This window comes from Pseudoalteromonas sp. UCD-33C (genome assembly GCF_001306895.1).
Classification (GTDB): Bacteria; Pseudomonadota; Gammaproteobacteria; order Enterobacterales; family Alteromonadaceae; genus Pseudoalteromonas.
Genome location: NZ_LJTB01000009.1, coordinates 124,561 through 141,160, shown reverse-complemented (window position 1 = coordinate 141,160; position 16,600 = coordinate 124,561). Strand labels below are relative to the sequence as shown.

Sequence of the window (16,600 nt, the reverse complement as noted above, 5' to 3'; positions counted from 1 at the left end):
ATAAGGATTAAGCGGTTGGCTCATCTTTTTGTCTCAACTGCAAGCGCCATGCTTGAACTCAAAACGATTAAGCAGCTGGTGCTTCTTTCTTCTCTTCTTTCGCAAGAGGAGATGCTTCAGTTACAGCGTCTTTAGTACGCATAACTAAGTTACGAAGCACTGCATCGTTGTAGCGGAAAGTAGTTTCTAGCTCGCTGATTACTTCAGTAGGTGCTTCAACGTTCATAAGAACATAATGAGCTTTGTGAAGCTTGTCGATTGGGTAAGCCAATTGACGACGGCCCCAGTCTTCAAGACGGTGGATAGTACCACCAGCTTCAGTGATAGAACCAGTATAACGTTCGATCATACCAGGTACTTGCTCACTCTGATCAGGGTGAACCATGAATACGATTTCGTAATGACGCATGGATATTCCTTACGGTTAATAGAGCCTTCTACCGTTTCGGCCAGTCGGTTTAAGGCAAGGAATTAAATTTAATAAGCCGAAATGAGCGCGCATTTTACGCTTAGATTGATAATTAAGCAAGATAAAACAGCAAGCCAAGCTAGATTATTGTGCTCTATTAAGATTTTCTAAACGCTAAAAACAAAAAACCCAGCCGAGGCTGGGTTTTTGATATTCTGAAAACTAAAATTACTTGATTTTAGCTTCTTTGAAAATCACGTGTTTACGAGCTTTAGGATCGTATTTTTTGATTTCCATTTTTTCAGGCATGTTACGCTTGTTCTTGTCGGTAGTGTAGAAAAAACCAGTACCAGCAGTTGAAACTAAACGGATCTTATCGCGCATGATTCAGTTCCTTAAACTTTTTCGCCACGAGCACGGATTTCTGTAAGAACCGCGTCGATGCCTTTTTTATCGATAATACGCATACCTTTAGTAGTAGTGCGTAGTGTTACAAAACGTTTTTCACTTTCAACCCAAAAACGGTGAGTTTGTAGGTTAGGTAGGAAACGACGTTTAGTCGCGTTTCTCGCGTGTGAACGGTGGTTACCAACCGCTGGACGCTTACCTGTAACTTGACATACTTTAGACATGTCTATATATCTCCAATAACTTCGCTCGAGCTTAATTTTCCCTTAGGCCAGTATTTGTGCCCCGGGATAAATCGAAGGGCGCTCTTTATACAGCTTATACAGGCAAAGATCAAGTAACAGATCTTATCCAATCAGCTCATGTGTAAATTTGATAGCGGCTAATTATAAAGATCGAATGCCCTTAGGGAAAGTAAAAACTGCATTTAAATTAAACTAATTTCTAAAATCGCCCTAAACTGCTCATTTTTAACACACTCTCTAATACAGTTGGCTCTATATAAGCCCTCTTTCAGCAAACGAAACACAATTTTCACCACCCACTATGATGTGATCCAGCACATTTATGTCAATTAAGGCTAAGGCTTGCTGTAATTTTGTGGTGATTAATTTATCGGCCTGACTAGGTTCAGCAACCCCACTTGGGTGGTTATGAGCAAGTATTAGAGCCGCCGCATTATTACGCAGTGCAGCTTTAACAACTTCGCGTGGGTACACAGAAGCGGCATTAATAGTGCCGTAAAAAAGTACTTCGTCTTTAATTAGCTGGTTTTGACTATCTAAGTACAGCACCATAAATACTTCTTGCTGTAAGCCACGTAATTGAATAGTTAAATAGTCATACACAGCTTGCGGCGAATTAAATAGTGCCTCGCGCTTACATTGCTCAAGCATATAGCGCCGGCTTAGCTCAAGTACCGCTTGAAGCTGCACATACTTAGCAGCTCCTAAACCCTTTTGGGCACAGAACTCTTGTTCAGATGCATTAAATAAGTCGTGCAAAGTGCTGTTTATATCGAGCAGGTGCTCAGCCAGCTCAATGGCATTCATACCCGGTACACCGGTACGTAAGAAGATTGCTAATAACTCTGCATCTGAGAGTGCTTTGGCGCCTTGGGCAAGTAACTTCTCCCGCGGCCTTGCTGATAAAGGTAAATCGGTTAATGGCATTGCTTCATCCTTAAAACAACTATTCCACTTATTAAACTGTACTATAAAATCCAATTTTTTCCTGTCTGTATAAAAGAAAACTTCATGCTATCGGTAAAGATTTGCTATCGTTAGCCCATATCGACAAAGGTTAAATTTCACGTAATGACAAAATCAGTTAATAAAAAAATCCTGCTAGGTATGAGTGGTGGTATTGCAGCCTATAAATGTGCAGAACTTGTTCGCCGTTTAAAAGATCAAGACTGTGAAGTAAAAGTCGTCATGACCGACTCAGCCAAACACTTTATTACTCCTTTAACTATGCAAGCGGTAAGCGGTGAGATTGTTTCTGATTCATTACTCGACCCCGCAGCAGAAGCCGCAATGGGTCATATCGAATTTGCCAAATGGGCAGACCTTATTTTAGTCGCCCCTGCAACCAGTAATATTTTAGCCAAAATGGCCATGGGTATTGCAGATGACTTACTAACAACCCTACTACTGGCTACCCCTGCAAAGGTAGCGGTTGCGCCTGCAATGAACCAACAAATGTATGCCCACCCTGCTACACAAGCAAATCTTGCCACACTAAGTGAGCGCGGCGTGGCTATTTGGGGCCCAGGTAAAGGCGAGCAAGCTTGTGGTGATGTAGGCGCAGGCCGTATGTTAGAGCCTCATGAGTTAGTCGCACTTTGTACACAACCTGAAGTTGAGCCATTACTTGCAGGCAAAACCATCACGATTACTGCAGGACCAACCCGAGAAGCCCTTGACCCAGTTCGTTATATCTCTAACCACAGCTCAGGCAAAATGGGTTATGCCCTTGCAGAAGCTGCACTTGCGCTAGGTGCAAAGGTAAATCTGATTTCAGGCCCCGTAACAATTAAAGCACCTGCTAATGCCCTGCTTACTAATATAGAAAGTGCTGAGCAATTACTTACCGCCTCAATGGAACTGGCCGCACAATCGGATGCTTTTATCGGCTGTGCAGCAGTGGCTGATTACCGTGCAGCAGCAATTCATGAGCAAAAGATGAAAAAGCAAGACGATGAACTAACCCTTACTTTAGTTAAGAACCCAGATGTTATCGCTAATGTCGCAGCACTTAGCGAAAACCGCCCTTATACCGTTGGCTTTGCGGCAGAAACTCAAGATGTTGCAAGCTATGCGCAAGGTAAGTTAAAGAACAAAAATCTCGATATGATCTGCGCAAATGACGTATCAAAAGAAGGCCTTGGCTTTAATTCTGATCATAATGCTTTAACACTCTTCTGGCACAATGAGCAGCTAGATTTAGCAATGGGAAGTAAAAAAGATTTAGCCATGAGCGTAATGACTGAGCTTGCCAAGCGTTTGTAAAAATGCTGGAAAGAAACTGAATAAAACATTAACATAAGCCACTCATTTGCACAAAAAATGGCTTGTCTGACTCCCAACAGCGCAAGTAATAAATTATAAGAAAGGAATGGTCATGCCTGCGACAAAAAGAAGTAATCGCAAAGAGCAGATTCTGCAAGCACTCGCACAAATGTTAGAAACCAGCCCAGGTCAACGTATCACCACCGCAAAGCTCGCGGCTGAGGTAGGTGTGTCTGAAGCTGCGTTATATCGTCATTTTCCGAGTAAAGCACGGATGTTTGAGGGCCTAATCGAGTTTATTGAAGATACCCTGTTATCACGCATTAACCTCATTTTAGAAAATGAGAAAGAAAGCCAAACACGTGTGTACAATATTTTGCTGTTATTGTTAGCCTTCGCCGAGAAAAACCCGGGCATTACCCGCATTTTGACCGGTGATGCCTTACAAGGTGAGCAAGAGCGTTTACGTGAGCGTGTACAAGGCTTATTTGAAAAGCTAGAAACTCAGTTCAAGCAAGTGCTACGCGAACGCAAACTTCGCGAAGGTAAAGCATTCCAGTCAGACGAAAGCACCCTAGCCAACTTCCTACTCGCCTATGTAGAAGGTAAGATGAATCAATTCGTGCGCAGCGACTTTAAAGCAAAACCAAGTGCACAATTTGAAAAACAATGGCCAGAGCTACAGAAGATTTGGTTGTAGTGAGTTGCTAGGGAAAAGAGTAAAGTTCGAGCTGTCAGCCTTCAGCTATCAGATTGAATTCCGAACAGTTAGCGAGCTTCTAGGGGAAAGAGTAAAGTTAGCAAGCTGCTTTCTAACTTTCCTCATTCTTTTCTCATTCACTTCTCTTTGTGCAATTTTTTCGCGTGAAATAAATTTCACGCCTACAAGCTTTAATCTCGCTAACTTTCCCCTCGTAACTTCCCCTTCCACCTTCCCAAACACGCCACTTATCGTATCTACTCGAATTGTTTATTAAAAACGCTACACTGGGTGCATCAATTTAAAAACAACGAGAAAGATGAATGAAAGCGCAATTATCACTTTTGAGCTTAGCCTTGGTGACAAGCCTTGGTAGTGCACAGGTTAGTGCGAAAGAAGCTCTGCAATTTAAAGACGTGTTTGATTTTAAATACGCAAAAGGCACCCAACTTTCTGAAGATGGCCAAATTCTTAGCTTTAGTGCCGACCCTTATCGCGGTAATGCACAAGGTCAGGTTTATACATTAAACAACAACACCCTGCTAACTAGCGTTGAGCGCGGTACTCGCCCAACTATTAATAAAGCAGCAAACTGGGTAGCTTTTACTCAGGTACCGACCCTACTTGAAAAAGAAACCACCAAGAAAAAAGACCAGCTAAAAAACAACCTTGTTTTAGTGAATACTAAAAATGGTGAGCAACAAACCTTTAACGATGTAAAAGACTATGCACTATCGGATGATGGTGTATGGCTTGCTTATCGACTAGATAAGAAAGCTGATAAAAAAGACAGCGAAGAAAAAGACGAAAACAGCAGCGAAATCAAGCCAGACAAAAAAGATAAAAGCTTTGATTTAGTGCTTGTTAACCTTCAGGACAAAACCACTCACACTCTAAACAACGTATTCAGCTATGCGATTAGCAGCACCGGTGAGCAATTATTAGCAAGCCAAAGCTACAGTGATGGTGCCGACAACCAAGTTGTATTAGTTGCGCTTAATAATGACTTCGCAACGAGTGTACTGATTGATGAGCCGGGCGTTGTGGCAAATAAAATAGCTTGGCAACCAAACAGCAATACCGCAGCGCTATTAATTGGTAATTACGTTAATGATGATACACGCCGTCGTGATCACAGCTTACAGCTTTTACAAAACGGGGCGCTTTCAACCATTCACTCTGCAGATAGTAGCTGGACTATTGGCAAAACAGCATCGCTAAAATGGTCTGAAGATGGTGCTCGTTTATACTTTGAAAACCACCCTAAACTCGCTGCAAAAGTTATCGCAAAAGAATACAAAGGTGAAGCCTCTTTATATGATTTCGATACCATTCGCGACCAAAAAGGCCTTAACGTTTGGCATAACAAAGACGCTGAAATTAAGCCTCGCGAAGAGCAGCAATGGAACAAAGCGAATAAGCTTCGCCACTACCAAGCGGTATATCATGTAAATGGTCAGCAAGTTGTGCAGTTAAGCACGCCGAACATGCCTGAGGTTTCGCTTAATACTCACCGCGAAGCGCTATTAGGCTATTCAGACCGACCGTACCTAGAACGTATTATGTATGGCGGCTTTTACGCAGATTACTTTAGTGTTGATGTTAAAACCGGTAAACAAACCGCTATTGTCAGCGACTATCCGTTTAGACCAAGCCTTGCGCCTAATGGTCAATTTGCGGCATTTTTCCAAGACAGCCAAGTACAGCTTAAAGATTTAGGTAACAACAAGGTTTCGACCTTATCTAAAGCAATTAACGCTATTTTTGCTGATGATAAACATGACTACCCATCACCTCAGCCGGGTTATGGTTTTGCAGGCTGGTTAAACGACAGCAGCCAAGTACTGGTTTACAGTAAATTTGATATTTGGGCTTTTGATGTCGCAACTAAAAAAGCAACCCGTTTAACTCAAGGTAAAGAAACCAATACCCAATATCGTGTTATTAAACTTGATAAAGACCAAGTGGGCTTTGCCAAAGACGAAACATTATTACTAAGTGCAAAGAACCTGCAAGATAAGCAAACTGAAATTGCCAAACTTGACTTATCAAGCAATAAAGTGAGCAAAGTACTTTCAGGTAAAAAGCGCTATGATGTGGTGAAAAAGGCGAAAAATGCCGACAAATACCTATTTACTGCGCAAACATATCAGCAATTCCCTGATTACTACCAAACTGACTTTAGCTTCAAAAAGCCACAACGTGTTACCAACCTTAACCCACAAATTAGCAACTTTGCATGGGGTGAAAAACCTGAGCTTATTAGCTACAAAGGGTTTGATGGGGAAGATTTACAAGGCGTATTGATCAAACCTGCGGGCTACAAAAAAGGCGATAAGGTTCCGGTGGTTGTGTACTTCTACCGCTATATGAGCCAACGCATGTATGACTTCCCGAAAATGGAGTTAAATCATCGCCCTAACTTCCCAATGTTTACCTCAAATGGTTATGCGATTTTCTTACCTGATATACGTTTTGAAATTGGCCACCCAGGTAAGTCGTCAACCCAAACGATGATCAACGCCACTCAAAAGTTGATTGATTTAGGCATTGCTGATCCAGATAAAATTGGTTTACAAGGTCACTCATGGGCAGGCTACCAAAGTGCCTTTATGATCACTCAAACAGATATGTTTAAGGCGGTTGTATCGGGTGCGCCAGTATCTAACATGACCAGTGCATACAGCGGTATTCGCTTAAAATCAGGCCTTGCGCGTCAGTTCCAATACGAAACAGGGCAAAGCCGCATTGGTAAAACGTTATTCGAAGCCCCAGAGCTATACATCGAAAACTCACCGGTGTTCTTCGCCGATAAAGTGAATACCCCAATTCTGATTATGTTTGGCGACAAAGATGATGCTGTGCCGTGGCACGAAGGGGTTCAATACTACCTCGCGCTTCGTCGTGCGGGTAAAGATGCCACCTTCTTACAATACGAAGGTGAACCACATCACCTGAAGAAATTCCCTAACCAAGTGGATTTCTCAGTACGCATGATGGAATATTTTGATCACTACTTAAAAGGCAAACCAGCCGCTGAGTGGATCAAAAACGGTGTACCCTTTATTGAAGAATAAGCAATAAGCTAAATTTAAGCTTACTGCACACCTCCCCCAGAGCCAGCATTTTTGCTGGCTTTGTTCTATAAAATCAATCACACCATCTATTTTTTCGATTTTATCAATCGATTTAAACCCCAGTTTGTAAGTGGAAAGTTAATCAGAACAAATCTATATTTCACCCAACTTCTAACTGGAGACAACACAATGTTTAAGAAATCAACGTCAGCTTTGTCTAAAGTAGCTGTTGCGGTATCACTGTTGGTGGCAACAGGCGTACAAGCTACAAACGACATCAAATCAAACCAATTCTGGTGGCCAGAGCAATTAGATCTTAGCCAACTTCGTGCCCATGGCGCAGAGTCTGATCCTATGGGTCCTTACTTTGATTACAAAAAAGAATTCTTAAAGTTAGACCTAAACGCAGTGAAAGCTGATATTGAGAAAGTATTGACTGATTCTCAAGATTGGTGGCCTGCTGACTACGGTCACTATGGTCCGTTCTTCATCCGTATGGCGTGGCACGCATCAGGTACGTACCGTACTTTTGATGGTCGTGGTGGCGCAGGCGGTGGTCAACAACGTTTCGACCCATTAAACAGCTGGCCTGATAACGCGAACCTTGATAAGGCGCGTCGTTTACTTTGGCCTATTAAACAAAAATACGGTCGCAGCATTTCTTGGGCTGACTTAATGGCGTTAACAGGTAACGTTGCACTTGAATCAATGGGCTTCAAAACCTTCGGTTATGCAGGTGGTCGTGAAGACGATTGGGAACCAGATTACGTATACTGGGGTCCTGAAGGCAAAATGTTAACTGACGAACGTCGTGACAAAAAGGGCAAACTTAAAGGTCCATTAGCGGCAGTTGAGATGGGCTTGATTTATGTAAACCCAGAAGGCCCGCACGGTAACCCTGATCCACTTCTAGCAGCAGAAGACATTCGTTTATCATTCGGCCGCATGGCAATGAACGATGAAGAAATCGTTGCGCTAATCGCCGGTGGTCACAGCTTTGGTAAAGCACACGGTGCGAAAAAAGCAACGTGTTTAGACAAAGAGCCAGCAGCAGCAGGTATCGAAGAGCAAGGCTTAGGTTGGAAAAACAAATGTGGTAAAGGTCACTCAGAAGATACCATCACGTCAGGTCTTGAAGGTGCATGGACAGTGACACCAACACGTTGGTCAATCAACTACCTACAAAACTTATTCAGCTTTGAGTGGGTTAAAACTAAGAGCCCTGCAGGTGCGACTCAGTGGATCCCTGAAAATGGTCAAGCGTCTAACCTCGTGCCAGATGCGCACATTAAAGGTAAGCGTCATGCGCCTATCATGTTCACAACTGATATCGCGTTAAAAGCAGATCCTGAGTTCCGTAAGATTTCAGAGCGTTTCTTAAACGACCCGAAAGAGTTCGAACTGGCATTTGCTAAAGCATGGTTCAAACTAAACCACCGTGATATGGGCCCACGTGCTCGTTACTTAGGTGACTTAGTGCCAGAAGAAGTATTAATTTGGCAAGACTACATCCCTGCGGTTGACCACAAACTAGTTGATAGCAAAGATATCGCGTCACTTAAAGCTAGCATCTTAGATTCAGGTTTATCTGTATCTGAACTAGTGCGTGTTGCTTGGGCATCAGCAGCAAGCTACCGCGACACAGATATGCGTGGTGGTGCAAACGGTGCACGTATTCGCTTTGCTCCGCAAAAAGATTGGCCGGTAAACAACCCTAAAGAAGTGGCTAAAGTACTTAGCAAACTTGAGAAAATCCAAACTAAGTTCAACAAAAAAGCATCTGGCGGTAAAGAAATTTCACTAGCAGATATGATTGTTCTTGGTGGTGCGGCTGCAATCGAAAAAGCAGCAAGCGACGCGGGTTTCTCTATCGCAGTACCATTCAAGCCTGGCCGTATGGACGCGTCATTAGAAATGACTGACGTTGAATCATTCGAAGTACTTGAGCCTACGGCAGATGCGTTCCGTAACTACTACAGCTCAGCATGGAAATCACCGGCTGAAATGTTAGTTGAACGCGCTGATTTACTAAGCTTATCAGTACCTGAAATGACAGCACTACTAGGTGGTATGCGTGCCCTTAACGCGAATACTGACCAAACTAAACACGGTGTATTCACGAAAAAACCTGGCACATTAAGCAACGATTTCTTCGTTAACCTATTAGATATGTCAACGAAGTGGTCTAAGTCTTCTGAGGAAGGTGTTTACGAAGGCCGTGACCGTAAGTCAGGCAAACTTAAGTGGACAGCAACACCAGTAGATTTAATCTTCGGTTCAAACTCAGAGCTACGTTCAATTGCTGAAGTGTATGCCTCTGACGATGCTAAACAAAAGTTCGTTGATGACTTCGTAGCAGCATGGACTAAAGTGATGACGCTAGATCGTTTCGACCTACGTTAATTCTTATTTTCGCAACCAACAAAGCCGCTAAATTAGCGGCTTTTTTTATTTTCGTTGATATTTTACTCGACAAGGCAGCGGATTACGTTAAAAATAAAACTTTATCATTATATTTATTTGGACACAGGCATTAGGGATGATTGCGCGCTTTTTACTGCTTTTTGTTTTCTACTCATTATGCCTAAGCATGACTAGCCAAAGCCGTGCCGAAAACTCCCCGATTGTTAATATCGATCAACGTAGCGTTGACATCACTCAATTTGCTATGAGCTATTTTATTGATAGCACAGGCACTATGCCACTTTCACAAGTTCAGCAGCAAAATTTTATCAACAGTCAAAACGAGCTTACTTTAGGCACCAACGCTAAAACGACGTGGTCAAAAATAGTAATAAAAAATAGCTACAGCGATACCCTACGCTTATTTGTGCATAACCCTGACGCCTATCATTTAGAAGAAGTCAGCTTTTACGAAACACAATCAGGACAACTGATAAACCAATCGGTTATTCAACTTGATAAAACAGGGCCTAAAGCCAACATGTTTGGTGGCAGTGCCGTGTTTTCGTTTTATATTGCTCCTAACCAGCAAAAAACAATTTATATAAAAAGCGTGACCTTTTCACATCAGTGGTTTGCATTAGCTATTTTTGATGAAGAGCATTCAAAGCGAGCCCTTGTCGGGAATGGCAATTACATTGCGCTACTTGTTGGGATGATGTTAGCGCTAATGATTTATAACTTCTTCTTGTATTTATCGGCACGTAAAATCGAGAACATTGTTTACGCCCTATATCTTATCTCTGGCACGGTTTGGGTGGCGCTATCTTATGGTGTTGCTGCTAACTTCTTTGGTATTTTTAGTGCTGAGCTATTACAGCTCAATTCTAACTTACTGAGCATGCCAAGCTTTTTAGTAATTTTTGTAATGCTCATTTTCGAAACCAAAAAGCATTACCCTAAAGAACATATCGCGCTGTCGATTATTTTGTTCTTACTGGTAGCTGACTTTATCTATAGCTTGTTCGATATTGTAGGTGCCTTAAAACCTGCTAGCAGCTTGGCTGCTTTAATGATGACGGTGACATTTGGAGTGTCTATTTCGCTGTGGCGCAAAGGTAATACGCTGGCAAAATACTTTTTGCTCGGCCACTCTATGTTCGTTATTTTCAATATGCTGGCGGTGCTCTATTACAAAGGGATCAGCGACGCAAATGTGATTAATAGCCACGGTGTTGGCATAGGTATTTTGCTCGAAGCGTTAATGATGGCGTTTATTCTTTCTTATCGAATTAAGAGCCTCGAAAAAATTAAAGCGCAGCAAACTGAGCTCAACCGCTTGGTCGATACAGATCCTATGACTGGCCTTTACAACCGCCGTTACTTTGACAGAAAAAGTGAAGAACTCATTGCTGCTATGGCAAGCAATCAGCAAGAGTTAACCCTACTAATTGCTGATCTCGACCACTTCAAAAACATTAACGACACATACGGCCACGATGTTGGCGATAAAGTCATTATCGCATTTGCCAACATACTCACCTCAGAGCAAGGCCTTGCTGATATAGCCTGTCGTTACGGCGGCGAAGAGTTTGTGTTACTACTTAATTGTAACCTACTTGATGCCAAGCAAGTTGCCGAGCGAATTCGCCAAAAAGCCCAAGAAACCTACATCACCATTGATGAAGTGCAAACCGTGCAATTTACCGTGAGTATTGGTGTACATAGCGTTGGCCATGCTTCAACAACCGTGAAAGAAACTCTTACCATTGCCGATAAAGCATTGTATAAAGCAAAAAATAACGGCCGTAATTGTGTTGAAGTGGCTGCTTAGAGAAAAAGCGGTAAGCGGTAAGCGGTAAGCGGTAAGCGGTAAGCGGTAAGCGGTAAGCGGTAAGCGGTAAGCGGTATTATGTAGGTCGCCATTTATGGCGACAATTTTTAGCGCTAGGTTTTAGGTGCAAGTTTCGAGTTTCAAATTTCAGAGCAACTTTAGGCGTTAAAACCATTAGCTGAAATGAATGATGGTTGTTCCGGGTTGCTTTTTAGCTTGGTACATAGCCGCATCCGCTTCTTCAATTAGCTGGTTTGCTGCATACACACCATCGCCGAGAAAATGCGCTGTCACACCGATACTTGCTGTGACTTCAATTGACTTACCTTTACAACTAAAAGGGGCTGAAAATTGATCCGCAATTTTATGTGCCAAGCGATTCAGAATCGTCGTGTTAGTTACGCCTGAAATAGTCACTAAAAACTCATCTCCCCCCATTCTTATCACATAATCGGTACTTCTGACGGCAGCTTTAAGTTGCTTTGCAACCCATACCAAAACTTCATCGCCTAGTGCATGACCATGCTGATCGTTGATTTGTTTAAAATCATCTAAGTCGATATAAATAAAGCCCATTCCCTCAGCCACATCACCATTTTCACTAAATACATCATTTAATAATTGCTCTAGATAACGACGGTTCGGTAATTGAGTAAGCGGGTCAAGATTCGCAAGCTCAATCAAAGCCTGCTCTTTATTTTTTCGAGCTGAAATGTCACGCACAATCGCAAGAAGATAGCTTTTCCCTTGATGGTCGATATGACACACACTCACTTCAGTTGGAAAAACCTGGCCATCCTTTTGTTTTAAGCTCGACTCAAAAATAGTGGTTTCTTGAGCTTTTACACGCGCCACCCTTTCTTGCCATTTAGCCTTGGTATCGTAGTCTGGGTTTATGTCTGGAATGGTTAGTTTTAAAAGCTCCTCCTTTTCATAACCTAAGCACCTATAAGCAAATTGATTACAATTAAGGATTTGACCAAACTGAGGGTTTGCAACAAAGATGGCATCATTCGATTTATCAACCAAATGGGTCAGCAAAATATCCGCGGCCGCCTCTTTATTGACTGTTGTTAAGTCAATAATTTGCGAAATATAACGCACAACATTACCGTCATTATCCATCTCGGCAACAATATTCAGCTGACAATAAATAGCATGACCCAACTTATGCATGTAACGCTTTTCGATTTGTAATGGCTGCTCAGGAAACTGATTAAGCTTTGCACGAATAGCTTTATTTAACTCTCTGTCATCAGCATGAGTTATAACAACATCATCAGCGTACACCTCATCGCCTTCGTAACCTAATAGTTGTTTTAGTGCCGGGTTTGCATATTCGAGTTTGCCGCTAGGCGAGGAAACAATGACAGGGATAGGTGTAATTTCTATTAACCGATAAATAGGATTAACAAACATCTGTACGTCATTAAGTTTCATGGGCAACTCGAGTCCAATACATTATTACTACTCAGTAAAATGAAATAATAGACTATAAATCAGCTATCAGCTATCAGCTATCAGCTATCAGCTATCAGCTATCAAAATTATGTAGGGCGTCATTTGTGATGCTAGTGTCTAGTAACCAACTTATCCAGTACGACTCCATCTTTATTCCATATAACACTAATAAATGTATGTGCAGAAATTAAATTACATGTAAGCAAAACAATATGTTTCTCTGAAAAACCTTTGTTACCTGCAGTATACAGCTACATAAGCTTAAATGAATTTGACAGCTCACTTGATAGTTGCAAATTGACGACGATCACACAGAGGTAAAGCACTCCCCTGAATAATAAGAAAATATATGACTCTAAGCAATTAACTAAATAAGTGAGAACTTCACTGGAAGGAAAAGCTGCTTTTTATTTTATAACTTAAGTTCATAGTAAGCAGTTATACGAAAGCACGGAATAAATAACAATCCCAGTTACTCACTAAAATTGATAATATAAACTTCAAAATGAAGCTTACATTATCAACAATCACATTTATACAAAATCAAAATTTACTAGTTAGTAACTCTCGGTGCAATTGATTGCATTTATTGTCGGAAAAACTAGCAACGTAGTCTTTTGCAATTACTAAGTCGTATATTGGTATCCCATTTAGCTTTGCCGTACTAAAGTCTATCATGAAGTTCAAAGGCAGAAATGAAGTAAAGTTTGCAGGGATATTTACTTTAGGGCAGTCTGACTCATAATGTTTCATATAGCCAGAAGTCCTCAGCCGTTCATGCTCTTTACGAAATCTTTCATCAATGTATTCTGGGAATAAGGTGAAAAGAATTACAAGCTCTGTTACAACTTTTGAAGCCTTCAAGTTAGCCGTTATGACCCTAGGATCGCGATGCAACCTTCTTACTTGTATCTTTTCCCAAATTTCACTCATATCAGCCATAATCTCTCGACTATGATAAATACAATAATCATCAGCATTCCGAACTTCATTTATAGAAGTTAATGAACTAATTCGCTTAGATGACTCAAGAATGATATCTTCCATCAATAATTTAATTATAGCTCCCCGCTGCTCAATAAATTTCAGATAAAGAATATCATCGCTTTTCATTCTGAAATCGATTGGAGAGCGGTGAAATAATCTGCAGTACATAAGGTCTTGATGAGATATTGCTCCTAAACGAATTCCATCCTCAATATCAGACAGTAAATACGATATTTTATCCGCAGCTCTTACAGCTTGTCCCTCAAGGTGACTAAAACCCGAACATTTCAAATATTCTTTATGTTTAGATTTATCCCAAACATCTTTATGGCTCCCCACACCGCCAGAATGACAATAGGTATGCTTTAAAATACAGTCACAAACCTCTGGTGTAAGATTTAGCCCGTTATGAATTTCAAAAGCACTATTTTGATAGGATCCTTCTAAATACCTAACTACATCAACCCCATGTTCATAATGATTAAAACCACACGCAACCCCAAGAGCAACAAACAAGCGATCAATAGCATTTTCTCCAGCGTGGCCGAAAGGTGTATGACCAACATCATGTGCCAAGGCACCAGCCTCCACTAAATCATTATTCAAACCAAAACTGTTTGATATTGTTGTAGCAAGCTGCATCACTTCAATACTATGAGCTAAGCGCTGCCTTAAATTCTCATCTTGATCTAATGGGAATAGCTGGGTTTTATCTGCTAACTTTCTAAAACCACTTGACCAAATTACTCGATCTCGATCACGTTGAAACTCAATTCGAAACCCATCAGTTTTACTTCCATACTCTCTAGCACTTGGTTGAGAAGCCCACTGGCTATGAGAAGAATCATTTATTTCTTTTATTTTTCTGGCTGTTCGACGGACATCACCATCCGCATGTCGACTCCATAACTCCAGCAATTCATCATGTTTTTCAACTATATTCTTTATTTCTTGATATTCAGGTTGAAGAGCCTCTATAGTTTCTGCCTTCGATTTCCCATCAGACCAACATGAAAGCACATTTTCTACCACATTCAAGTCTTCAAATTGAAAACCATCTTTTTTAGAAGTCCAAACATTCACTTCCTCTTTATGTTCTCTCCGACTAATACTTTCTTTAAACCCCTCAGAACGTCGAGGGCCCACACCGGTTACTATATTTTTTTCTTCTAAAAAAACTCGAAAGATTGACTGACTGCCTTCTCTTGAGAAACTACGTATTAAATTATTTCTCCCCCCTGAAAATGCTAATTCTTTATTACCCTTTACCTGAATAACAAGAAGGTCAGAAGCTCTCCAAGGCTGGCTGGACATATCTAGTTTTTTCTCTTTAAATGAAATACCTTCAAACTCAGGTACAATATATTTAAAGGATGACTTTTCAATACAAAGTACTTCATGACCACTACCTTTCAACCATTCTATTAACTCTTTTCGTTCGTCAGAAATACTTGCCCGGGTAAGAACTTGAGGAATAGAACAATAAATTAAACCTCCATCTTTAGTTGCCTTAATAGACCGAGATAAGAAAGCTTCAAAATATTCTTTGTACCATGGAGGATCAATGATAGTTAAATCAAATTTATTATGAAGTTCTTGAGGAAGTTCATCAAAAATATCATAGTGCTGACTTTCGTTTTTGTCCCCGTAAGTTTTTTTAAATAAATTGATTATATCAAGATCAATGTCTAGAAGTGTGGCATCTACTCCATAAGAGTTGAGTGCGGAAGCAATGGTTGGGGTTCCAATACATAAAACCTTAGCATTATCATGTGAGCTTAAAACTTTACCAACAAACTCTTCTTGTGAACCTAGCGTATACCACCATTGATAATAGAGAGGGTTAGGTGCAGGTAAATTAAAGAAAAACTTATTCCTGTAATCCAAAGAAGCAATATTTTCACTTTTACCATTATCTCCCATCTCCTTCATTTGCATTTCTACATCACTAGGAGAAGCACCTTCGCAATAAGGAACAATTTCCTCTAAGGTTTTAAACCCTTGATTTCTTAAGTATTGAATTCTGAGTCTTAATTGCTTTTCCCAGACCATACTACTCTCCATGATTCATAATTAAATTTCAATGGAATCATACATTAAATTGTATTATCGAGTAAGCTCATATCAAACAACCTTACCTAAGTGTGCAATTTTCACGAAAATTAACAATAAAACTCATAGGATCAGGTCTTTCTTTTGCCACTACCTCGCCCATGGCGTCAGAAAATAATTTAGCTTAACTCTAATGGTTTTATTTAACTACTTATCACCAATCATATGCATGAAAAAATAAATGGGTAACCTCATGATTGTCTAGTTTAGGTGCTTGGTGCTAGTTTTGGGTCTAGGCGCAAATATAAGATATCGAGTTTCTTCTTTGAGTCTCTGTTTATTAAGAACAAAGCCCCGCGAGTGCGAGGCTTTAATTCGACAGCGTTAGCTGTTCATTAATTCTCTTACTTGAATTTGTATTTGTTTTTCGCATTATCCAGCGTTAAGTGAATCAAACTCGGTGCTCCTCCGCCATGAGAGCCTGAGTCGTCGTAGACTAGCTCCCAAAGACGCCCATCAGTAGGATCTCGTAGTAACGTTGACCATCCATCATCGGAATATGCAACGACTAACAATACGTTATTCTTTAAATAATCAATTCGCTGTGCCGTTTCATCTGCCACAACCTTACCGTTTAAAAAAACATGCTTACCGATTAATTTGTTTTCATCTTTCCTTAGATTCATGTCTTATCAACCTAAATACTGTTCTTCTGGTACTTTTCAGTTTCGGATTACAAATCCCTCCAGCGCGCTAAAG

12 protein-coding genes are annotated in these 16,600 nt (G+C 40.9%); 5 read left to right on the top strand and 7 right to left on the bottom strand.

Annotated features, from left to right (window positions below; translation table 11 throughout):
- Positions 1-67: 67 nt before the first annotated feature.
- From rpsF to radC, 4 genes are all read right to left on the bottom strand, one after another.
- On the bottom strand, positions 68-409 hold the full coding sequence (rpsF, locus tag AOG26_RS15810) for a 30S ribosomal protein S6 (RefSeq protein WP_036973113.1): 342 nt from the start codon (positions 407-409) through the stop codon (positions 68-70).
- A 228-nt stretch (positions 410-637) separates the two neighbouring features.
- A complete protein-coding gene (gene rpmG, locus AOG26_RS15805) occupies positions 638-793 on the bottom strand; it encodes a 50S ribosomal protein L33 (RefSeq protein ID WP_022946036.1) in 156 nt (51 codons plus the stop codon).
- 11 nt (positions 794-804) lie between these two features.
- Positions 805-1,041, bottom strand: coding sequence for a 50S ribosomal protein L28 (gene rpmB / locus AOG26_RS15800; protein WP_036973115.1), 237 nt, complete (start codon positions 1,039-1,041; stop codon positions 805-807).
- 273 nt (positions 1,042-1,314) lie between these two features.
- Positions 1,315-1,989 (bottom strand): RadC family protein, encoded by a 675-nt coding sequence (gene radC, locus AOG26_RS15795; protein ID WP_054563392.1) that lies wholly within the window; start codon positions 1,987-1,989, stop codon positions 1,315-1,317.
- Positions 1,990-2,133: 144 nt separating this feature from the next.
- On the opposite strand from radC, the gene coaBC reads away from it, so the two are divergent.
- The 5 genes from coaBC (at position 2,134) to AOG26_RS15770 (ending at position 11,341) form a co-directional block, all read left to right on the top strand.
- On the top strand, positions 2,134-3,327 hold the full coding sequence (gene coaBC / locus AOG26_RS15790) for a bifunctional phosphopantothenoylcysteine decarboxylase/phosphopantothenate--cysteine ligase CoaBC (protein WP_054563391.1): 1,194 nt from the start codon (positions 2,134-2,136) through the stop codon (positions 3,325-3,327).
- Positions 3,328-3,439: 112 nt separating this feature from the next.
- Complete coding sequence (gene slmA / locus AOG26_RS15785; protein ID WP_054554189.1) at positions 3,440-4,027, top strand: nucleoid occlusion factor SlmA; 588 nt, start codon at positions 3,440-3,442, stop codon at positions 4,025-4,027.
- Positions 4,028-4,350: 323 nt separating this feature from the next.
- Positions 4,351-7,104: a S9 family peptidase gene (locus tag AOG26_RS15780; protein ID WP_054563390.1), complete on the top strand. Its 2,754-nt coding sequence runs from the start codon at positions 4,351-4,353 to the stop codon at positions 7,102-7,104.
- 189 nt (positions 7,105-7,293) lie between these two features.
- Positions 7,294-9,507 (top strand): catalase/peroxidase HPI, encoded by a 2,214-nt coding sequence (gene katG / locus AOG26_RS15775; RefSeq protein WP_054563389.1) that lies wholly within the window; start codon positions 7,294-7,296, stop codon positions 9,505-9,507.
- A gap of 136 nt (positions 9,508-9,643) precedes the next feature.
- Positions 9,644-11,341, top strand: coding sequence for a diguanylate cyclase (locus AOG26_RS15770; RefSeq protein WP_054563388.1), 1,698 nt, complete (start codon positions 9,644-9,646; stop codon positions 11,339-11,341).
- Positions 11,342-11,515: 174 nt separating this feature from the next.
- On the opposite strand, the gene AOG26_RS15765 is transcribed toward AOG26_RS15770, so the two are convergent.
- From AOG26_RS15765 to AOG26_RS15755, 3 genes are all read right to left on the bottom strand, one after another.
- Positions 11,516-12,781, bottom strand: coding sequence for a sensor domain-containing protein (locus AOG26_RS15765; RefSeq protein WP_054563387.1), 1,266 nt, complete (start codon positions 12,779-12,781; stop codon positions 11,516-11,518).
- A 564-nt stretch (positions 12,782-13,345) separates the two neighbouring features.
- Entirely contained in the window at positions 13,346-15,841 is a 2,496-nt protein-coding gene (dgt, locus tag AOG26_RS15760; protein ID WP_054563386.1) for a dGTP triphosphohydrolase, read from the bottom strand.
- A gap of 404 nt (positions 15,842-16,245) precedes the next feature.
- Positions 16,246-16,527 carry an Imm27 family immunity protein gene (locus AOG26_RS15755; RefSeq protein ID WP_054563385.1) on the bottom strand — a complete coding sequence of 94 codons (282 nt, stop codon included), beginning with the start codon at positions 16,525-16,527 and terminating at the stop codon, positions 16,246-16,248.
- Positions 16,528-16,600 lie beyond the last annotated feature (73 nt).